Origin of the sequence: Kribbella capetownensis, from assembly GCF_004331485.1 — a bacterium.
In the GTDB taxonomy this organism is placed as follows: domain Bacteria; phylum Actinomycetota; class Actinomycetes; order Propionibacteriales; family Kribbellaceae; genus Kribbella; species Kribbella capetownensis.
The window spans coordinates 104,753-125,079 of record NZ_SJKD01000012.1; the positions used below are offsets into that span (position 1 = coordinate 104,753).

The 20,327-nt window shown below is 68.1% G+C and carries 13 protein-coding genes; 9 read left to right on the top strand and 4 right to left on the bottom strand.

Translation table 11 applies throughout. The features are described from left to right. The first annotated feature begins 14 nt into the window (after window positions 1–14). From E0H75_RS38275 to E0H75_RS38290, 4 genes are all read left to right on the top strand, one after another. On the top strand, window positions 15–1,022 hold the full coding sequence (locus E0H75_RS38275; RefSeq protein WP_165554356.1) for a LacI family DNA-binding transcriptional regulator: 1,008 nt from the start codon (window positions 15–17) through the stop codon (window positions 1,020–1,022). A 70-nt stretch (window positions 1,023–1,092) separates the two neighbouring features. Then, window positions 1,093–3,174: a beta-galactosidase gene (locus tag E0H75_RS38280; protein WP_131518620.1), complete on the top strand. Its 2,082-nt coding sequence runs from the start codon at window positions 1,093–1,095 to the stop codon at window positions 3,172–3,174. A gap of 77 nt (window positions 3,175–3,251) precedes the next feature. Then, complete coding sequence (locus tag E0H75_RS38285) at window positions 3,252–6,158, top strand: glycoside hydrolase family 2 TIM barrel-domain containing protein (protein ID WP_202873386.1); 2,907 nt, start codon at window positions 3,252–3,254, stop codon at window positions 6,156–6,158. Window positions 6,159–6,299: 141 nt separating this feature from the next. Beyond that, a complete protein-coding gene (locus E0H75_RS38290; RefSeq protein ID WP_131518622.1) occupies window positions 6,300–7,346 on the top strand; it encodes a TRM11 family SAM-dependent methyltransferase in 1,047 nt (348 codons plus the stop codon). Here E0H75_RS38290 and E0H75_RS38295 read toward each other — a convergent pair. Genes E0H75_RS38295 through E0H75_RS38310 form a run of 4 tightly spaced genes read right to left on the bottom strand, consistent with a single transcriptional unit; the run spans window position 7,333 to window position 14,419 of the window. Then, window positions 7,333–10,089, bottom strand: a complete 2,757-nt coding sequence (locus E0H75_RS38295; RefSeq protein WP_131518623.1) for a glycosyl hydrolase family 95 catalytic domain-containing protein — start codon at window positions 10,087–10,089, stop codon at window positions 7,333–7,335. The genes E0H75_RS38290 and E0H75_RS38295 overlap by 14 nt on opposite strands. 31 nt (window positions 10,090–10,120) lie before the next feature. Beyond that, window positions 10,121–12,550, bottom strand: coding sequence for a glycoside hydrolase family 95 protein (locus E0H75_RS38300; protein WP_131518624.1), 2,430 nt, complete (start codon window positions 12,548–12,550; stop codon window positions 10,121–10,123). Then, complete coding sequence (locus E0H75_RS38305) at window positions 12,547–13,308, bottom strand: amidohydrolase family protein (protein ID WP_131518625.1); 762 nt, start codon at window positions 13,306–13,308, stop codon at window positions 12,547–12,549. The genes E0H75_RS38300 and E0H75_RS38305 overlap by 4 nt, the downstream gene beginning before the upstream one ends. Continuing rightward, a complete protein-coding gene (locus tag E0H75_RS38310; RefSeq protein WP_165554358.1) occupies window positions 13,301–14,419 on the bottom strand; it encodes a GntR family transcriptional regulator in 1,119 nt (372 codons plus the stop codon). The genes E0H75_RS38305 and E0H75_RS38310 overlap by 8 nt, the downstream gene beginning before the upstream one ends. A gap of 177 nt (window positions 14,420–14,596) precedes the next feature. Here E0H75_RS38310 and E0H75_RS38315 point away from each other — a divergent pair, with 177 nt between their 5' ends. The 5 genes from E0H75_RS38315 to E0H75_RS38335 are packed head-to-tail and all read left to right on the top strand — an operon-like array spanning window position 14,597 to window position 20,322. Then, window positions 14,597–15,865 (top strand): ABC transporter substrate-binding protein, encoded by a 1,269-nt coding sequence (locus E0H75_RS38315; protein ID WP_131518627.1) that lies wholly within the window; start codon window positions 14,597–14,599, stop codon window positions 15,863–15,865. Next, window positions 15,862–16,731 (top strand): carbohydrate ABC transporter permease, encoded by an 870-nt coding sequence (locus E0H75_RS38320; protein WP_202873387.1) that lies wholly within the window; start codon window positions 15,862–15,864, stop codon window positions 16,729–16,731. Before E0H75_RS38315 ends, E0H75_RS38320 begins: the two co-directional genes overlap by 4 nt. Beyond that, window positions 16,728–17,606 (top strand): carbohydrate ABC transporter permease, encoded by an 879-nt coding sequence (locus E0H75_RS38325; RefSeq protein WP_131518628.1) that lies wholly within the window; start codon window positions 16,728–16,730, stop codon window positions 17,604–17,606. The genes E0H75_RS38320 and E0H75_RS38325 overlap by 4 nt, the downstream gene beginning before the upstream one ends. Then, complete coding sequence (locus E0H75_RS38330; RefSeq protein WP_131518629.1) at window positions 17,603–19,519, top strand: DUF8034 domain-containing protein; 1,917 nt, start codon at window positions 17,603–17,605, stop codon at window positions 19,517–19,519. Before E0H75_RS38325 ends, E0H75_RS38330 begins: the two co-directional genes overlap by 4 nt. Window positions 19,520–19,527: 8 nt before the next feature. Further along, the gene (locus E0H75_RS38335) at window positions 19,528–20,322 is read left to right on the top strand and encodes an RraA family protein (RefSeq protein WP_131518630.1); all 795 of its coding nucleotides are present in this window, start codon (window positions 19,528–19,530) and stop codon (window positions 20,320–20,322) included. Window positions 20,323–20,327: the final 5 nt, after the last annotated feature.

Sequence of the window (20,327 nt, forward strand, 5' to 3'; positions counted from 1 at the left end):
GCGAGAGGTGAGTGGTGGCGGAGCGGGTTCGGCTGATCGACGTGGCGCGCGAGGCGGGCACGTCGGTGTCGACGGTGTCGCGGGCGCTGAACGGTTCCGACCTGATCTCTCCCGAGGTGGTCGCGCATGTGCGCGCGGTGGCCGGGGAGCTGGGCTACCGCGCCGACAAGCGGGCGCAGGAGTTCAAGCTGGGCCGTCCGTTGACGGTCGGCGTGACCGTGCCGGACCTGACGAACCCGTTCTTCTCCGAGGTTCTCAAGGGCCTTGCCGCGTCAGCGCGGGCCGGCGGCTACCGCTTGCTGATCGGGGAGAGCGGTGAGGATCCGGCAGAGGAGCTGCGGCTCGTCGAGGAGCTCGTCGACCACTCCGGTGCGCTCGTGCTCTGCAGTTCGCGCCTGACCCGCAGCGGCCTGGAGAAGGCGCTCGCCCTGCCGGTGCCGGTGGTGTGCATCAACCGGACCGTGAAGAACGCGGGCGCGGTCGCGATCGACTACCGCGCGGCGAGCCGGTTGCTGCTCGAACACCTCACCGGTCTAGGCCACCGCAGAGTCCTGTACGTCGGCGGTCCGGCGACCTCGTGGTCCGACGGCGAACGCCGCCGGACATTGCGTCGTACGGCGCGATCACTCGATGTGACGCTGGACGAGATGGACGGCGGCTGGGCCGGGAACCACGGGTACGACGCCGGGCCGACGGTGCTGAGCAGTCGCGCGACCGCGGTGATCACGTTCAACGACCTGGTCGGTGTCGGGCTGCTCAGCTGGATGCACGACAACGACGTCGACGTTCCGGCCGAGTTGTCGGTCGCGTCGTACGACGACATCCCGATCGCCGCGTACGCACGGCCGCCGCTGACGTCGTTGCGGAACGAGCGGGCCCGGCTGGGGGAGTTGGCCTGGGAGCAGCTCGCGACGCGCCTGGCCGGGAACGACTGGCCGCGGCCGGATCTGCTCACGCCGGAGCTGGTGGTCCGGGCCAGCACCGGTCCGGCGCGGCGGCGGGCCCGGATCCGAACCAGCTGATAACCCCAGGATGGGATTCCCTGTGTGCAAACGATTGCACGGGGATCGCAGCATGAGTTAGCGTCTACTCATGCTGCCGCCACGTGTTGTGCTCGGGACGGCCTACTACCCCGAATATCTGCCGCGGGACGTGCCCTTTGATGAACTCGCTCCGCTCGTCCATGGCGGCGACCGGATCGCCACCGACCTGGAGCTGATGGCGGCGGCCGGTATCACCGCCATCCGGGTCGGTGAGTCGGTCTGGTCGACCTGGGAACCACGGGACGGCGTGTTCGACCTCGAGTGGATCCTGCCCGTGCTCGATGCGGCCGGTCAGCGGGGGATCGACGTCGTACTGGGGACTCCGACGTACGCCGTGCCGCCGTGGCTGCAGTGTGCTCATCCGGAGATCGCGGCCGAGCGCCGTACCGGGGAGCGGGTGCCGTGGGGGATCCGTCAGGAGGTGGACTTCGGGCAGCCGGCGTTCCGGTTCCACGCCGAGCGGGTGATCCGCCGGATCGTCGGGCGGCATCGCGACCATCCGGCCGTGATCGGCTACCAGGTCGACAACGAGCCGGGCGTCTTGCTCGCGCACAACTCTGCGGCGTTCTCCGCGTTCGTTGCTCGCCTGCGGGCTACCTATGGTGATGTCGAGGCGCTGAACGAGGCCTGGGGATTGACGTACTGGTCGCATCGGTTGAGCGACTGGTCCGACTTGTGGCGGCCGGACGGGAACAGCACGCCGTCGTACGACCTGGCCTGGCGACGGTTCCAGGCGGACCGGACGACCGAGTTCATCGGGTGGCAGGCGGAGTTGGTTCGGGAGCTGCGGCGGCCGGAGCAGTTCGTGACGACTTGCCTGGCCTACGACCGGCCGGCGGTGGCCGACGGACCGCTGACTTCTCGGCTGGACGTTGCGGCGGGCAATATTTATGTCGACGTCCAGGACGGGTTGGAGCGGCCGGCGCGACCGTCGCGACTCGAGGTGGGGTGGATCGGGCGGAGTGTCGCTGAGCTGTATCTTGCCGCGGATCGTGTGCGGGGGTCGCGTGGTGAGCCGTTCTTGGTCACGGAAACGAATGCGACGTCGATCGGTAGTTCGCATCAGAACAGTCCGCCGTACGACGGTCAGCTGCGGCAGCTCGCGTGGGCTTTCGTGTCGCGTGGGGCGCAGATGGTCGAGTACTGGCATTGGCACTCGATCCACCACGGTGCGGAGACGTTCTGGGGCGGAATCCTCGGCCACGACCTGCAACCGGGCCGGGTGTACGACGAGATCGCGGTGATCGGTGACGAGCTGGCACGAGCCGGCTCGTCGGTCGTCGGGTTGCGGCCCGACGTGGATGTGGCGGTCGTGTGGTCTGTGGAGAGCGACTGGGCCCTGCAGTTCCAACCGCCGCTCGCGCATCCGGGTGGTGCGCCGGACAGGTCGTCGTACCGGACGATCGTCAGTGCCTTCTACACCGGCATCCTCGACGCCGGCCTACGCCCAGGCGTTCTCCCCATCGAGCGCCTAGGCAACGATCCTGCGGCCCTGGTCGCGCAGTACCCGACCCTCGTGGTCGCCGCCCTCTACATCGCGTCCGACCAGCAACTGGAGTTGTTGCGCGAGTACGCCCGAGCCGGCGGCCACCTGATCCTCGGCCCACGGACAGGCTACGCAGACCCCGAAGCCCGGCCCCGCCTCGAGCCCGCCCCACCCCGCCTCTCTGATGCGGCCGGCCTCCACTACCAGGAATACGAGAACCTCCACGACGACCTACCCGTCACCGGCCTCCCCGGCCACGCAACCCGCTGGGCAGAAACCCTGACCGTCGACGACGCCCAGACCCTCGGCTGGTACCACCATCCCGGCGGCACCCAACGCCCAATCATCACCACCAAGTGCTGTGGAAAGGGTCGCATCACCTACGTCGGCACAGTCCCAGATCCTGTACTAGCTGCTGCGCTCCATGGACGAACCGGTGCGTGGAGTGGACTGCCAGCGGCTGTTACTGCTTTGTCTGCGGTGGATGGGATGGGGGAGCGGTTGTGGTTTGTGCACAACTGGTCGGGGGACGCGGTGGTTGTTGAGGTGCCGGGGGAGATGGTTGATGTGTTGGGTGGGGGATTGGTGGCGCGGATTGAGTTGGGGGCTTGGGATGTTCGGGTGTTGCGGGAGGGGCCGGCATGAGTTCGTACTACGAGGATCTGGCGCCGGGGAGTGGATGCCGGGAGCCACGGGCTTGGCTGAGGTCTTCGCGGCCGCGGATGAGTTTGAACGGTCGGTGGGAGTTCAAGCTGTGGAGTGGTCCGGCTGAGGCGCCGGCGGATGTGATGCGGCCTGACGTGGACGTGGACTGGGATGAGTTGGAGGTCCCGGGGCACTGGGTGCTGCAGGGGCACGACCGGCCTCGGTACACCAACACCGCGTTCCCGTTCCCGATCGACCCACCGCGGACGCCGGACGCGAACCCGACCGGCGACCACCGACGATGGTTCGACCTCCCGGACGACTGGGAGCGGGACGGCGCCGTACTGCGCTTCGAAGGCGTTGACTCCTGCTTCAAGGTCTGGCTCAACGGGACCGAGGTCGGGACGGCGAAGGGCAGTCGGCTGCCGAGTGAGTTCCACGTCGGCGAGCTGCTGCGGCCGGGGCGGAATCTGCTCGTCGTACGAGTGCACCAGTGGTCGTCGGGCAGCTACCTCGAGGACCAGGACATGTGGTGGCTGCCGGGAATCTTCCGCGACGTGACGCTGCTCAGCCGGCCGCTCATCGACGACGTGTTCGTCCACGCCGACTACGACCACCTGACCGGCGCCGGCACAATGCGGGTCGACGTCGAGCCGTCGTCCGCGCAGATCACGATCCCGGAGCTCGGGCTGGAACTGCAGGCAGGTGAGAAAGTCACGATCGCAGGCGTTGAGCCATGGACGGCCGAAGTACCGCGGCTGTACGACGCGCAGGTCGCAGTCCACGGCGAGACCGTGGAACTGCGAATCGGCTTCCGGACCGTCGCGATGACCGACGGGCTGCTCACGGTCAACGGGCAGCCGCTGTTCTTCCGCGGCGTGAACCGGCACGAGCACGACGAACGCCGCGGCCGGGCGATGACGGTCGAGGCGATGCGACAGGACCTCGTGCTGATGAAGCAGCACAACCTGAACGCGGTCCGTACGGCGCACTATCCGCCGCATCCCGCATTCCTCGACCTGTGTGACGAGCTCGGGCTGTGGGTCGTCGACGAGTGCGACATCGAGACCCACGGCTTCATCTACACCGACTGGCGCGGCAACCCGGCCGACGATCCGGACTGGGCACCGATGATGCTGGACCGGATGCGGCGGATGGTGGAACGCGACAAGAACCACCCGAGCGTCATCGTCTGGTCGCTCGCCAACGAGAGTCACCGCGGACGGAACTTCGGCACGCTCGCCGAGTGGACGCGGGGGCGCGACCCTGGGCGCGCGGTGTTCTACGAGCGGGACCGCAGCTACGAGTTCTCCGACTTCTACAGCCTGATGTACACGCCGCTCGAGGACCTCGAAGCGATCGGCACCCGGACCGAGGACGTACCACCGGAGACCGAGGACGACCCCGAGCTGGAGACACGCCGTCGTGGGTTGCCGTTCGTGCTCGCGGAGTACGCCCATGCCATGGGCAACGGTCCTGGTGGGCTGGCCGACTACCAGCGCATTCTCGAACGGTATCCGCGGCTGCAGGGTGGGTTCGTCTGGGAGTGGATCGATCACGGGTTGCTGTTGCCTGGAGCAATCGATCATGTGTACGGCGGCGACTTCGGGGAGCGGGTCCACGGCGCCAACTTCTGCATCGACGGACTGCTGTTCCCCGACCGCACTCCGTCTCCCGGTCTCACCGAATACAAGAAGGTGATCGAACCCGTCCGCATCACCGGCCCCGACCCCCTCACCATCCACAACCTCCGAACCTTCGCGTCGCTCGACGACCTCGAGTTCGTGTGGTCGGAGGAGCTAGACGGCGAGCAAATAGACGCCGGCCGCCTGGAAGTCCCCGAGATCCAGGCAGGCTCCACCGCCGCGCTACCCCCACCAGTCGAAACGCAACCCCCAACCGAGATGCCGGGTGACGAGCGGTGGTTGACGGTGCGGGCGGTGCTGGCGAAGGACGAGGCCTGGGCCGCCGCAGGACATGAGGTGGCTTGGGCCCAGTTCCGCCTAGGCGGCGGAAGTGCAGAGGACCGGCACGACGCGCCAAGCCCGCCCCAGCCGGAGGCGGTTGTGTCGGGCGGGGTGCAGGAGCGGGGTGTGGGGCGCGGGGGTTTGGGGCGGGTTGTTCTTGGGGTGGGGGAGTTTGAGGGGAGTACTGGTCGGTTGGTTCGGGTGGGTGGGGTGGAGGTGGAGGGGCCGGAGTTGGATTTGTGGCGGGCGCCTACGGATAACGACTGTGGGCAGGGTGGGCGGAATGGGGTTGTGGGGGAGTGGCGGGCGGCTGGGTTGGATCGGTTGTTGCATCGGGTCGACGGGGTGGAGGTGGGGCAGGACGAGTTGGTTGTTCGGGCGCGGGTGGCGCCTGATGGGCTTGGCGTGGGGGTGCGGGCGACGTACCGGTGGGTGAGTGCGGACGATGGGCTGCGGCTGACGGTTGAGGTGGAGCCGGAGGGGGAGTGGGGTGGGACGGCGGTGTCGCCGCGGTGTGGGAGTTGGCCGCGGGTGGGGGTGCGGATGGTGGTGCCGAGCAACCTGGACACAGTCACGTGGTTCGGAGGCGGACCAGGGGAGGCGTACGCCGACAGTCGCGAGGCGGCGCGGGTCGGGCGGTACACGAGCACGGTCGACGAGTTGCAGACGCCGTACGTCGTACCGCAGGAGAACGGATCGCGGATCGACGTGCGTTGGGCAGAACTGACCGATGCCCAGGGCAACGGCCTGCGCGTGGAGGGAGCGCCGTACTTCCAGCTCACGGCACGCCGCTGGACCACCGAGGATCTCGAACGCGCCCGGCACCGCTCCGACCTGACACCGCGCGACCACATCTACCTCAACCTCGACCTCGCGCAGAACGGCCTCGGCTCCGCGTCCTGCGGGCCGCCCGCGACCCCGCAACACACCCTCGAGCCGGGGCACTACACCTTCTCCCTCACGTTCCATCAATTCGGTCGCAGCCCCGGACACGCTGTGGGAGCATCGGACACATGATCATGAACTTCTTCCGACTGAGCTAGCTCCCCGCTGGCCAGTCCGAGGCTGTAGGGCTCGTGTTCGGCACGACCCGCCCGAGGCCGGCGATGCGGGAGCGGACCATCTGGCCGCTCCCGACCGCTGACCGGGAGACCTTTCATGCGATCTGTGCGCAGAGTCGCGGCAGACTCGATCACCCAAGCCCTCCGCACCGGTTCGCCGCCGGTGGTACTGGTGCGAACCGTCACGGGCTTGGAGCAACTAGCGGCCGAGGAACTGGCCGCGGCGAACCACCGCGTGATCGACCTGTCCAAACGACAACTCATCGTCGAACCCACCGCGGCGACGATCATCACCAGCCCACCACACCTCGCCGACGACCTGTTCGTCGTCCAGGCCGCCGCTCCCGATCCGGGGCGCACCAAGCAGGAGCTGGCAGCGGCCGTCACCGAAGCCTGCGCCCAACTGAACGGTGCAGGGGACTTCGCGGTGACCGCGTCGTCCCTCGGCCGGCGCACTTACAACCGGTTCGACATCGAAGACCTGGTCGGCGGCCTCATCCAGCAGCGTTCCGGCGCCAGGTACCACTCGCGCCGCACCGGCGAGGCTCCACCGATCGACCGCGCGGAGTGGCGGGTCATCCTCGACGGCAAGACGCTCTGGATCGGCGTCCGGCCGTACGACGTCCCGCTGCACCGCCGCGTCTGGCGACGGCAGACGGTGACCGGCAGCCTGCATCCGCCGGTGGCCGCCGCGATGGCCCGGCTGGCACGCATCGCTCCGGGTCACAGAGTCCTTGATCCGTTCTGCGGTGCAGGGACGCTGCTTCTCGAAGCACAGGCTGTCGAGCCGGCAGCGACGTACGTCGGGATCGATCAGGAGCCGATCGCCGTCGCGGCCGCGCAGCTGAACTCACCGCGCGAGTCGTCCATCGTCTGGCGCACCGGCGACGCGGCGCGACTCGACGGTCCGGTGGATCGCATCCTGACGAATCCACCCTGGGACGTCCGGCTGGGGATCGGCAGCTTCACGCCGTACCTGGCCCAATGGCGCGAGGTCCTCGCACCGGACGGGCTCGTGGTCGCGATCCTCAATCACCAACAGGCGGCCACAATGATCGGGGATGCTGCCTGGCGGGTCAGTGACGTGTACGACGTCGCAGTCGCCGGGCAGCATCCCCGGATCGTGGTGGCTAGCGCGAGGTGACGAAGGTGAGGTAGGTCGAGTTGCCCTTGTCAACGATTCCGGAGTTGGCCCCGAGCGCCAGTTGCCCGGCCGGTACGTCGCGCTTGAACAGGATGAGCCGTTGGTCGGTCGTGCCAACGGTCTCGCCAGTCCGAGTGAAGGAGCTGAGCCACTCCGGCCACCAGTCGCCCTCGCCCCGCGGGTCGAAGGCGACGTACACGGTGGCCGGCTGGCTCAGCTCCAGCGTGATGTAGTCCACGGGACCGGTCGACTTCGAGTCATCGTTGGCGCCCGGTACCAACGCCTGCCCAGCCAACTGCGCCGGCAGATCGGTGATCGTGTAGCTGCGATCGACATAGATCGGCGCGCCCGTCTGAGCCTTCACGAGGTTCGACAACTTCTCCGGCGTCCGCACGCTGACCAGATCGCTGGCCAGCGGCGGCTCACTCGCAGGTACGCCGAGCATCCGATTGCCGACCGTCTTCACCGCGTTGGCCGGCGCACCGGTCAACGGCACGAACCGGAACGACGAAAGCGGCACAGCCACCCGCTCCACGACGTACGACGCATGCGCCGCCACCGGCACCGTCAGGACGTCAGCAGTCGTCGGCGCCACGACAGCCCGACCGTGCTCATCGATCACGCGCACCTGCTGACCCGGCCAGGGATTGCGCACCCGAAGCGTGTCCTTGCTCCCGGCCTCGATCCCGACCAGGTTCGGCACGCCGTCCTTCACCTCGGTGCTGATCCGGTGACCACCCTCGATCTGCACCGCCCCGGACACATCCCAGTCACTCGGCCACGCCGGCGCGACGTCGACGACACCGTCGTACGACTGGACCAGCGCCTCCTGCAGACCGGTGGTCACGACCCCGCCCCACTCGTTGTAGAAGCTGTGGTTCCGCACCGCCTCCTGACCCGGGCGGTGGACAGTGAAACCGTTCGGGTAGATCTGGAAGTCCGCGATCCCCTTCAACAGCAGGCGTTTCACCTCATCGGACTGCCCAAGACGCGCGGCCCACGTGGCGTCCATCCCCCAGTCCTTGTCCTGCGGGTAAACGCGCTGCCGGAACGTCGCCTGCATCAGGGCAGAGGTCTCGTCGAACAGACCCCACGGCCACAACGCCTCCATCTCCGGGTTCTGCGTGTTGTGCGCCTCCTCATCGGTGCCGGACCACGCGAGCACCTCCTCGCCACCACGCTGCACGGTCCGGAACGGCGGCAGCTTGCCGACCGCCTCGCGCAGCTGACCGGCAAACGCATCATCGCCTCGCGCCGAGGCGAGGTCGGCGACGATCGGGAAGATCACCCGCATTCCGGCGAGGTCCGGTGTGGGGTCGTTGGTGTCCCACTGCACCTCGAGTGCATTGACGTGCTCGAGATGCAGGTAGCCGTCCTCGCCCGGTGTCAGCGCCGACAGGTAGAAGTCCGCGACCTCCCGCATCAACGGGTAGCTGCGGTTGAGCAGCGCCCGGTCGCCGGTGTAGCGGTACTGCTGCCAGATGTTGTTCACCAGCTCGGCCCCACTGCTCAGAATCCGGGTCGTGTAGTTCGGCTCGGAGGTGTTGTCACAGCCATCCGCCGTCCCGTCGTACCGCAGGAACTCGGGCACGCAGATCCCGCGGGCACCGGTCCAGTGCGTGCTGGTCCACTCCTTCATCGCCGCGGCCTGGTCGAGATAGAAGTCGAAGTACGGCGCGTTGAGATCGCCGATATCGGCACCGAGATTCGCGGACACGAGCATGCGCAGGTTGAAGTGCCAGTACGCATCCTGATCCCAGTCGGCCTGGTCCTGCGACGAGGAGAACATCCGGACCACCGCGCCATGCGTGCTCGGCACCGGGCCACGCATCGACGCGGCCATTGTGTAGAGCTGCAGTGTGCGGAGGTTCTCGACGTACTCGCCGGTGCCGTCGGCAGACGTGATCCGCATCGGCGCTGCCTTGGCCCAGAAGTCATGCCACCAGGCGAGATGGTTGCTGTGGGCCTCGACCACGGCATGGCGAGCGGCAGTCTTCACATCACCACCCTTGTACGACGGTACGCCGACGACGAGCCGGAAGCTGCCGTCACGATTGGGCCGGAAGGTCAGCCGGACAGTCAGCGGATCGACGACGGAAGCGGACACGTCCCGAGCCCGCGCGGTTACTGCGGCAACCGCACCGGCGACACCTCCGGATGCGTCGTCTTTGAAGGTCTCCGCCAGCGCGGCGACCGCACCGGCTGCGCTGGTGGTCGGCGTACGACCCGGCCAGAGCTTGAGATCAGCAGTCTGGGTCTTGCCAGGATCGGCGCCGGTGACTTCGAGCACGAACTGATCCGCGTCGGCCCGCACGTACGAGCGGGCTGACATTCCGCCACCGCTCTGGACGAGTTGGCCGTCGTACAACGCCAGCCGGCCCTTGTAGTCGGCCGCGCGCATCAACGGATCGAGGCCGGGTACGACGAGCCGTCCGGCGGACTCGAGATCGGGGAAGGTGTCGACGCGGTTGAGCTGGGCGCTGAAGCCCTTCTCGGCCCAGACCGCGGCGCCGAGGACGCCGTTGCCGAGCGGCATCGCCTGGTACGCACGCCAGGCAGGTCCTTCCTGGACGAGATCGGATCGGCCGACGAGACCGGCCGGGCCGGTGCGCAGGGCGCCGTCATGCCAGGCGGTGGTCGGGCTGGGTTCGGTCTGGGGGATCGGGCCGGCCGCGGCGACCGAACCGGCGCTGGTGGCGAGCAGGGTGATGAGTATGGGCAGGGTCCATCGACCAACAGGCATGCTGGAACCTTTCGGGGGCGGTGGCGAGAGGTCAGGGGCGCGGCTCGACGAAGTAGTCGACGCCCCGCCGGGTGCGGAACTCGACCACGCCGTCCTCGGGCCGCGCGAAGGCGACCGGACCGGCGCTCGACTTCACGTCGACCAGTACGCCGGTGCGCAGCCGCAGCCGGTTGCCGAGCAGCGAATGAATGCGAGCCCGGGTGAGCTTGCCCTCGGACCAGGACAGCTCCAGGTCGAAACCGCCACGGGCGCGCAGACCCCGGATCCGTCCATTCGCAAAGGCAGTGGGCAGACAGGGAAGGAGGGCGACCTCGCCGGAGTGGCTCTGCATGAGCATCTCGGTGATACCGGAGATGCCCCCGAAGTTGCCGTCGATCTGGAACGGCGGGTGCAGGTCGAACAGGTTCGGCGCGGTGCGTCCGGGAGCGAGGAGTTGGGTGAGGTGCTTGTACGCGTTGTCCGCTTCGAGCAGCCGCGCGCGCAGGTTCAGCTTCCAGGCCAGCGACCATCCGGCGGTGACCGCAGGACCACGCAGTTCCAGCGACTTGCGGGCCGCGTCGGCGAGTTCCGGCGTACGGCGTGGAGTGACCTGGTCGCTCGGGAAGACGGCCCACAGATGTGAGACATGTCGACTCGTCTCCAGGGCGGCCTCCTCCCAGTCGATCAGCCACTCCTGGATCTGGCCGAGGTAACCGATCTGGATCGGCGCCAGCCGAGAGCGGGCTTCTGCGACCTGCGCGGCCATCGCCGAGTCCTTGCCGAGCAGCGCGGCGGCCTGGCCGAACACCTTGAACAGGTCGTGCAGGATCTCGGTGTCCATCGTCGGACCCGCACACATGCTCACGCCGACGTCGTCGTAGTCGTGGTGCTTCAACTCGGGTGAGTGCGACGGACTGGTCACCAGCCAGCCCGTCTTGGCGTCGGTCTGCAACTGGTCGAGGAAGAACTCCACCGATCCGCGCAGCACCGGGTAGTACTGCCGCAGCATCTCCAGGTCGCCGGTGTACTCGTACCGCTCCCAGAACAGCAGCGACAACCACGCGCCACCGGTCGGCCAGACACCGTAGAACGCGAAGTCGACCGGAGCCGTGCCTCGCCAGCCATCGGTGTTGTGGTGCGCGACCCACCCGGGAGCGTCGTACATCGTCGCGGCCGTCCGGGCGCCTGACTCGGCGAGCTCGGAGATCATCTGGAACAGCGGATCCCAGCATTCTGCGAGGTTCGCCGGACCGGCCGGCCAGTAGTTCATCTCGCAGTTGATGTTCAGCGTGAACTTCGACTGCCACTCCGGCAGCATCTTGTAGCTCCAGATGCCCTGCAGGTTGGCCGGTTGCCCGGGGCTGCGCGAGCTGGAGATCAGCAGATACCGACCGAACTGGTAGTACAGCGCGGCCAGTTGCGGGTCACCGCCGTCGCGGAACGCCTGCACCCGTTGGTCAGTGGGCAGCGAGACGGCGTCCGACGTACCGAGATCGATGTCGAGGCGACCAAACAGGCGGCGATAGTCCTCGACGTGATCGTGCCGCAGTCGCCCGTACGCCGGGCGATCCTTGGGCAACGGTGCTACGGCGCGCGCCACCTGGTCGGCGCTGACGTCCTGGTAGTTGCGGTAGCTGGTGCCGACAGAGAAGACCAGGGTGACCGCGTCCGCGCCGACGACCGAGAGCTTGCCATCGGCAACAGCTAGGGCACCGCCTTCGGCGAACCCGCGGAGGAGGGCGCAGAACTTGACCGAGCCGGTCAGCCCTTCGGCGTCACCGCTGATGCCGTTGAGTGCCAGCGTGCGGTCGTCGAAGCGGTCGACGGTAGCGGCCTGTTCGGTACTGAAGGTCGCGTCGAAGGTGAGCGTGGCGCGCGTGTCCGCCGTCAAGCGCATCACCAGGAGCTGGGCCGGATGAGTGACGAAGACCTCGCGCGTGTGGCGGATGCCGGCATGGACGTAGCTGACGGACGTGATCGCGGTGGTCAGATCAAGCTCTCGCCGGTACGACGAGACCCCGGCGTCGGTGATGCCGGGGAATGTCAGGGTCAGATTGCCGACCGGCTGGTACTGCATCTGCTCGGTCGGGCGGCCCATGAAGTGTTCGTCGGCCAGGTTCTGGGCGTCGAGGTACTGCTCTTCGGCGATCAGCCGGCGGATCTCCGGCAGTACCTCGCGTCCGACCGGGTCGTCGTACTGGTGCGGGCCGCCGGCCCAGATCGAGTCCTCGTTGAGCTGCAGTTGTTCGGTCGCGGTCCCGCCGTACACCATCGCGCCGAGCCGGCCGTTGCCGACAGCAAGTGCTTGCAGCCATTCGGTGGCGGGCTGGGTGTACCAGAGCTTCAGCGGATTGGTGTCGCTGCCGGGAGTCGGCGGAGCGGCAGCGGCAGTGAGCGGATCGGTGAGTGAGCCGGCGACGACAGCGGTGCCGGCCGCGGCGCCGGCGGTCCGCAGGACCTGGCGTCGGGTGTATTCGGTCATGGGGCGGTCTCCCTGGGGCGGTAGGTGCGCTGGGCGGTGCCGCGGAACACGTCGTTGTGCGTGGCGGAGGGGAGCAAGTCAGCGGTACGGCGGACAACCTCGGAACGCCCGGCCGACAGCGTGCACACGGGCCAGTCCGAACCGAACATCAACCGGTCGCTGCCGAAGAGGTCGAGGGCCACGTCGACGAGCTCGGCGAGGTCGTCGGGCGGCAGGTGGGCGGTGCCGGAGAGCTTCACGGCCACGTTCGGCGCGGCGGCGAGGGCCTTCATCCCGGTGCGCCAGCTGGTGTCCGCGGCCTGCGGGTTGCCGAGGTGGTCGAGCACCAGGCGTGCGTCGGGCACGGCTTCGGCCAGGCGTGCGGCGCCGATCAGGGCGGGTGGTCGAAGCAGGAGATCGATGGCGAGGCCGGCAGCGGTGGCGGCCCGTACGCCACGCACGTGCGCAGGATCGGTCAGTAGGTCGGGATCGGTCTGGTCAGCGGGCGGACTGCGGATGCCGACAAGCCGTGGGTCTTCGGGGAAGTACTGCGGAGGATCACGCAGGTCGAACCAGCCGACGACACCGAGAACCGATGGAGTGCGTGAGGCCAGTTCGAGAAGGTCGGTGACTTCGAGGGGATCCGCATCCGCCTGGATCAGTACGACGTCGTCAGTGAGGTCCTCGAGCGTGAAGTCACGGCGGAGCGGATGACCTGCGGGCAGCCACGGCAGTTTGCGTCGTGTGATGTCCCAGACGTGGACGTGAGCATCAATCATGGCGGCCCGCGGGTCTGGTGATGGAGCTCTCGCCGCGGGCGTGGGCGGAGAAGAGGCGGGCGGAGTCCTCGGGGTCGGTGCCGGACAGTACTTCGATCAGGTCGAGGTGCCGCCGCGCCATCAGGCCCCAGTCGCCGGCGTACATGGCGTTGGAGACCACCTGCAGGTTCCACAACGCGGGCTCGAGGGTGCGCCAGACGCGGAGCAGCATCGAGTTGCCGCTGGTCGCGAGGACCTGGCGGTGGAAGCGCAGGTCGGCCTCCCGGAACGCGCCGATGTCGTGGTGGTCGGCGGCGTCGGTCATCCGCTGCACCTCGATCCGCAACAGATCCAGTTCTGTCTGCGGGACGTTCCCGGTCGCACGCCGGGCGGCCGCGCTCTCCAGCAGCACCCGGACCTCGCGCGCCTCGCGGGCCTCGACCTGCGAGATCTCGGTGACGAAGTTCCCCAGCCGCGGCCGGTACGTCACCAGTCCCTCGTGGGCGAGGCGCCGTACCGCTTCCCGGGCGGGTGTCTGGCTGGTGCCGAGGACACGGGCGATCTCGGACTCGACCACGCGCATGCCGGGGGCCAGTTCGCCGGACAGGATCCAACCGCGGATCGCCTCGTAGACACGGTCGGACAGCAGTTCGTTCTCACTCGAGGGCGGGGGAGCGGGTTGCGTCGCGTGCAACGCCAGCCCACCGCCGCCGGTGCGATGCCGGTGCAACTCCTCCCGGCGACGGCGCGAGACGGTCGACTGCGAGACGCCGTACGTTGCTGCGATCTCGCGCGTCGACGGCAGGTGTCCGGAATCGGCCATCGATGTTGTCGCCGTCGCGCCGAGCTGGATCCGGTCGACCATCCGGGGCCGGCCGCTGCGCATGCCGTCGTCGAGACCGGCCATCCCCATCCGCAGGAACCGCCGCCGCCACTTGCCGACCGTGCCGGGGGTGACCGCGAGCAGGTCCGCGACGTCCTTGTTCGACTCGCCCTCCGCGCAGGCGAGCACGATCCGGCTGCGCAGGCGCATCGCCGCACTGGTCTGGGGACCGGAGGCAAGATGGGTCAGCGCGGCCCGCTCGGCTGACGACAAGGTCAGCGGCGACTTGGGTCTTCCGGCATCGGGCATGGCTGCATGGTGACCCCGCTCACGTGGTTCTGTCGACCCCATATGGCACGGACTTCTGACTCGGAACGTCCAGTTTGCCGTTTATACGTTGACACTTGAGCGCGGTCCTCTGCATCGTCACTCGATAACGACGCCCCGGCCGCCCCCGATGCCGGGTTGATCTGAGGAGGACCCGGAATGTCTCGTTCGGTTCGGCGGAAGCTCGGTGTGCTGACGTCAGTCGTGATCCTGGTGGGCGCGGCGGGCTGCGGTGGTGGCGGGTTCGACGATGAGGGTTCGGCCGGTGCCGCCACCGGCGAGGTGCGGATGCTGGTGAACATCACCCCCAACCTGACCAAGGGGTACTGGGAGGGACTGGTCAAGCCGTTCGAGGACGCCAACCCCGGTGCCGACGTGAAGATCGAGGCTCCGACCGGCTCGGGCGTGAAGGATTCGCTGCCGCAGCTGCTCGCGGCCGGAAACGCTCCGGACGTGGTCGAGACGCTGATGGCCGACAAGGTGCTCGCGCCGCAGCTGCTCGAGCTGACCGACCAGGCCTGGACCAAGGACACCCCGCTGGCGCAGCAGGCCGCGCTGGACGGCAAGGTCTACACCGTCGGCGTCGGCCAGCAGGCGCAGTCACTGGTCTTCTACAACAAAGACGCGTTCACCAAGGCCGGCATCTCCTCGCCGCCCAAGGATCTCGACGAGCTGACCGCCGCGATGGGCAAGTTGAAGGCGGCGGGCTACCTGCCGCTGCAGACGGCCGGCGACTACGTCACCGGGTTGCAGCTGCTGCAGCTGAGCGACCCGTCGATCGCGACCAAGCACCCGGACTGGTACCAGCAGGTCGGCTCCAAGCAGCTCGGCGTCGGCCAGAGCATGCTTCCGCTGCTGCAGCGCTACGAGTCCTGGATCAAGAGCGGGTACGTCGACAAGAACGCGCTCGGCCTCGATGACGTGAACGCGCAGACCAACTTCCTCACCGGCAAGTCCGCGATGTACATCATGGGCAGCTGGTTCGTCCGGACCGCGGAGAGCCAGAATCCGACCTTCGATCTGGGCGTGTTCGCCGCGCCGACCGAGGCCGGCCAGCCGTATCCGGGACCGCAGGGCGTGACGATGGCAGCGCCGTACATGGTGCTGAAGTCGACCAAGCAGCGTGACCTCTCGGTGAAGCTGGTCCAGTTCCTGGTCACCGACCAAGCCGCCGTGCAGAGTCAGCTCGCGCAGGACGGCAACTTCCGGAAGGGCTTCACCGACAAGCTGACGCCGCTCGGGAAGCAGGTGCAGGACATCCTCGACCAGGCGCCGAAGGGCGTCGCCCAGGGCGAGGGGTACGGCGCCAACACGCTGCCGTCCGGGTTCAACGGCGAATGGAACAAGGCGGTCCAAAGCCTGTACACCGGCAAGAGCGCCAAGGACGTGGCCACCCGCATCGACAGCTGGATGGGGTCGAAGTCGTGAGAGCGCGACTGACCACGCTGAGTATGGTCGGTCCCGCCCTGGTGCTGTTCGTCGTCATGCTCGTCGTGCCGGTCTGTCTCTCGGTCTACCTGAGCCTGACCGACTGGAACGGGTACAGCGCGAACCCGGTGGTGGTCGGCCTGCGCAACTACCTCGACCTCACGAAGAGCGAGGAGGCGATCCGGGCGGGTTGGGTCACGCTGGTGATCGCCGCGGTCGGGACGGTACTGCTGAGCGTGCTGGGTCTCGGGTTCGCGCTGCTGGTGAACGGTGCGTCCCGGCTCAACGCGCTCTTCCGCGTCATCCTCTTCTATCCGCATGTGCTCAGTGCGCTGGTCGTCGGCTTCTTGTGGAGCGCGGTCCTCGGTACGTCGGGTGTCGTGAACGGCTGGCTCACCACCAGGGGCGCTGAGGTGTTGCCGTTCCTGTCCAATCCGCACTGGGCGCTCGCGAGTCTCATCGGCGTACTGGTGTGGGCAGGGTTTGGTGTGAACGTCGTGCTCTACCTCGCGGGGCTGCAGACGGTGTCGAAGGATCTGCTCGAGTCCGCGCGGATCGACGGCGCGTCGGCGCGGCAGACGTTCCGCAACGTCACGCTGCCGGCGCTGGCGCCGGTGGTCACCGTGAACCTCGTGCTGTCGCTGGTCACGCTGCTGAAGACGTACGACCTGGTCGTGTCGCTGACCGGTGGTGGACCGGCTGGTTCGACCCAGACGGCGGCGTACCTGATCCTGTGGGACTCGTTCCACAACAACGCGCTCGGGTTCGGGTCGGCGCAGAGCGTCGTACTCATGATCGTCACCGCCGGACTCGCCCTGACGGTCGCGCGGCTGCGATCCAGGGCCGATCAAGGAGTGAAGGGATGAGCGCCATTCGCATGCCCCGAGTGGCGACAGTGCAGTTCAAACCGCTGCGCACCAAGGGCGCCGGCCGGATCGCGTTCCTGATCGTGACCAGCGTGCTGATGCTGGTGCCGATGTACCTGCTCGTGGTGAGCGCGTTCAAGTCGCAGCAGGACATCCTGGCCCACCCCTTCTCGTTGTCGCCCGACCAGCTGACGACGCAGTACCTGGAGAAGGCCTGGACGAACCCGGACTTCAACATCCTCAAGGGATACGCCGTCACCGCGCTGTTCGTGGTCTCGGTGAACGTCCTGTCCGTCGCGCTGGCCGGCCCGGTCTCGTACGTGATCGCGCGCCGCAGTGAACGCCGCTACCGCATGCTCCTGCTGCTGTTCGTGGCCGGCACGTTCATCCCGAGCCAGGTGCTGGTCATCCCGGTCGTCTACACGCTGAAGTTCCTCGGGCTGATGGGGACCATCCCGGGCTTCGTGCTGTTCGAGACGACGCTGACGCTGCCGTTCTCGATCTTCCTGTACGCCGGCTACATCATGACGATCCCGGCCAGCCTCGACGAGGCGGCCGCGGTGGACGGAGCCGGCAAGCACCGGACCTTCTGGTCGATCGTGTTCCCGCTGATGAAACCGGCGGTGGTGACGATGGTCATCCTGAACACGTTCTCGGTGTGGAACGACTTCGTGAACCCGCAGATCATCCTCGGCCCGGGCAGCGGTCTCTACACCGTCACCACCGGTGTGTACGCCGCCGTGAGCCAGTACTCGACCGACTACACGGTCGTGTTCCCGACGCTGCTGCTCGCGGTGGCTCCGTTGCTGGTGGTCTTCGTGCTGCTGCAGCGGCACGTGATCAGCGGCCTGACTGCGGGGGCGACCAAGGGATGACCGAACCGATTGTTGCCGAGACACCCATCGGCACACCGCCCGCGTGGGCGATCATGCAACGCCGCCTGTTCGACGTGATGGACGAGGGCTGGTGGCTGTTCCGCGAACGCTACTGCCTGCCCGACGGCAGCCTCCGGTACGCCGGACCGGTGCAGAGCCGCGACGGCGCGGACGACTTCTACGAGGCCTTCGTGAACTGGCCCGTGCTCTACCAGCTCGGCGGCGCGGACGACCTGATCGACGTGGCCAAGTGGCACTGGGAAGGCGTCACCCGCCAGCTCACCGACCTGGGCTTCCTGGTCGACGAGTTCGAACGCGGGTACGACTGGTTCCACATCGGCGAGTCGATGATCTTCTTCTACGCGTTGTGCGCGGCCGATCCGGGCGACGAGGTGTTCCGCGAGCGGGCGTACCGGTTCGCGGAGCTTTACCTGCCCGGCTCGCCCGCGGGCAACTACGATCCGGCGACGCGCACGATCCGCGCACCGCACAACGGCGGTGGTGGTCCGCGCTGGGGCATCAACGACGAGTGGCGCTCGTACGGCGCCGACCTGACGAACATGCGCATCTTCGGGCTGCCGCTGTCCGGCGTACCGGGGATCACCAGTTGGGACGACCTGAAGGATCCGGCGAACGCGGACCTGATGGGCGCCGAGATGATCAGGCGTCAGGGAGCCGGCGACACCGCGGTCAACCTGGCCGCCACTACCCTGACTGCGAACGCGTGGCTCTACGACCACAACGACCGGTTCGCCGCCTGGACGCTGGAGTACCTCGACGCCTGGCAGGAAAGGGCCGCGGCCAACGATGGACTCGTCCCCGACAACGTCGGGCCCAGCGGGATCGTCGGCGAGTTGCACGACGGCCGCTGGTACGGCGGCAACTACGGCTGGAACTGGCCACACGGTGTCTACAGCGTCGGCTCGGCCGCGTGCATCGCAGCACTGAACGGCGCTGTGCTGACGGGTGACTCCCAACGGCTCGACATCGCCAGGAATCTGCTCGACCACCTGTACGAGCGCGGCATCACGGGCGCGGTCGACGAGACCGAGCTGAGTATCCGCGACCGCTGGCAGGCTGAGCTCGGCGACGACTGCGCCAAGCCGACCCTGCTGATCCCGAATCGGCATGGAGACGACGGCTGGTTCGACTACCAGCCGCCGCAGCTCGGACTGCCGATCTGGTTGTGGCAGGCAGCGTTCGAGTCCTCGGATCGCGACCGGTTGCGGCAGCTCAGGGAACGCAGCGGCTACGACTGGCGAACCGTGCGCGACTTCCGCAACAAGGAAGACGCTGGGCACGAAGCACCGTGGCTGGCCTACCTCGCGGGAGACAACCCCGGCTACCCGGAGGCGATGCTGGGCGTCGCGCTGTCGCAGGTGCAACGCCGGATGGATCTGATGGCCGTCGACACCACCGATCCGGCCGATCTGAACATCCATCACTGGCAGCGGCACAACCCGGTCGCGACCGAAGCCCTGCTGCAGTTGACCACCGGCACACCACAGCTCCTGTACAACGGCGGACTGCTGCCGCTCCGGGTCCTGTACCTCGACCCCGATCGGGGACGGCCCGGTCTGCCGGCCGATGTCGCCGCACTGGTCGACACGGTCGAGCCGGACCGGACCTGCCTGCAGTTGGTCAACCTGTCCGCGACCCAGACCCGTCGCGTGATCGTCCAGGCCGGCAGCTTCGGCACCGACCGGATCGACGAGGCCACCGTGTCCACCGCGACGGGCGAGTACCCCGGACCGTCCCCGGCGTACACCTCACCACCGCCGACCGCCGGCACCCGCACGGTCGTTGTCGACAGCAACAGACTCGAAGTGACGATGCCGCCGGGCCGGACCATCCGGCTCGAGCTCCGGCTGACCAGAAACACCTACCGCGCCGCACACCTGGCGCTTGACTGAGGAGACATATGAGCAGCACGGAACAAGCCCCGGTCGTACCGGTCTGGGACCTGCCGGTGCGCGGCGACACCCCGCCGCCATCGGATCCCGGCCTGGTGTCCCGGCTGGCCGAGATCGGGTCGGCGACCGCCTGTGCCCGGTTGCACGGCCAGGGCATCCGCCGGACCTTCGTCGACGGACCGACCAGCATGTTCCCCGGCAAGAAGGTCGTCGGCCGGGCGCTGACCCTGCAGTTCATGCCGCAGCGGGAAGACATCGCCGACGGCCAGACCCAGGAGTACATCGAGCGCAGTACGGCGCTGTGGGCCGTGCTCGACGAGGTCCAGTCCGGCGACGTGCTGGTGGTCCAGGCGTACGGCAGCCACACCACCGGCTGCTTCGGCGACATGCTGGTCCGCTACTTCAAGCTGCGTGGCGGTGCCGGCATCGTGATCGACGGCCGGATCCGCGACGTTCCCCGGGTGTCGCAGCTCGACGTACCGATCTGGTCCACCGGAGCCACCCCGCACTACGCGTCCCAGGCCGAACTGTTCCCGTGGGCGTACAACGTCCCGGTCGCGGTCGGCGGCGTCCTCACGCTGCCCGGTGACCTGGTGCTGGCCGACGACGACGGCGCGGTCGTCGTCCCGCGGCGGCGCGCGGAGGCCGTCGTCCAGGCGGCCGCCGAGCACGACGCGTGGGAGAAGTTCAGCCGGGCCCGGATCGACGAGGGCGCCCCGCTGCGCGACTACTACCCCCTGACCGAGAAGACCCGCCTCGAGTACGAGCGCTGGCGCAGCCAGAACGGCAACGCCGGCGACTGACCCTC

Excerpts from the sequence above, each read along its gene's own strand:
- E0H75_RS38280 (WP_131518620.1), top strand. The coding sequence starts at position 1,093 with ATGCTGCCGCCACGTGTTGTGCTCGGGACGGCCTACTACCCCGAATAT.
- E0H75_RS38285 (WP_202873386.1), top strand. The coding sequence starts at position 3,252 with ATGAGTTTGAACGGTCGGTGGGAGTTCAAGCTGTGGAGTGGTCCGGCT.
- E0H75_RS38290 (WP_131518622.1), top strand. The coding sequence starts at position 6,300 with ATGCGATCTGTGCGCAGAGTCGCGGCAGACTCGATCACCCAAGCCCTC.
- E0H75_RS38295 (WP_131518623.1), bottom strand. The coding sequence starts at position 10,089 with ATGCCTGTTGGTCGATGGACCCTGCCCATACTCATCACCCTGCTCGCC.
- E0H75_RS38300 (WP_131518624.1), bottom strand. The coding sequence starts at position 12,550 with ATGACCGAATACACCCGACGCCAGGTCCTGCGGACCGCCGGCGCCGCG.
- E0H75_RS38305 (WP_131518625.1), bottom strand. The coding sequence starts at position 13,308 with ATGATTGATGCTCACGTCCACGTCTGGGACATCACACGACGCAAACTG.
- E0H75_RS38310 (WP_165554358.1), bottom strand. The coding sequence starts at position 14,419 with ATGCCCGATGCCGGAAGACCCAAGTCGCCGCTGACCTTGTCGTCAGCC.
- E0H75_RS38315 (WP_131518627.1), top strand. The coding sequence starts at position 14,597 with ATGTCTCGTTCGGTTCGGCGGAAGCTCGGTGTGCTGACGTCAGTCGTG.
- E0H75_RS38325 (WP_131518628.1), top strand. The coding sequence starts at position 16,728 with ATGAGCGCCATTCGCATGCCCCGAGTGGCGACAGTGCAGTTCAAACCG.
- E0H75_RS38330 (WP_131518629.1), top strand. The coding sequence starts at position 17,603 with ATGACCGAACCGATTGTTGCCGAGACACCCATCGGCACACCGCCCGCG.
- E0H75_RS38335 (WP_131518630.1), top strand. The coding sequence starts at position 19,528 with ATGAGCAGCACGGAACAAGCCCCGGTCGTACCGGTCTGGGACCTGCCG.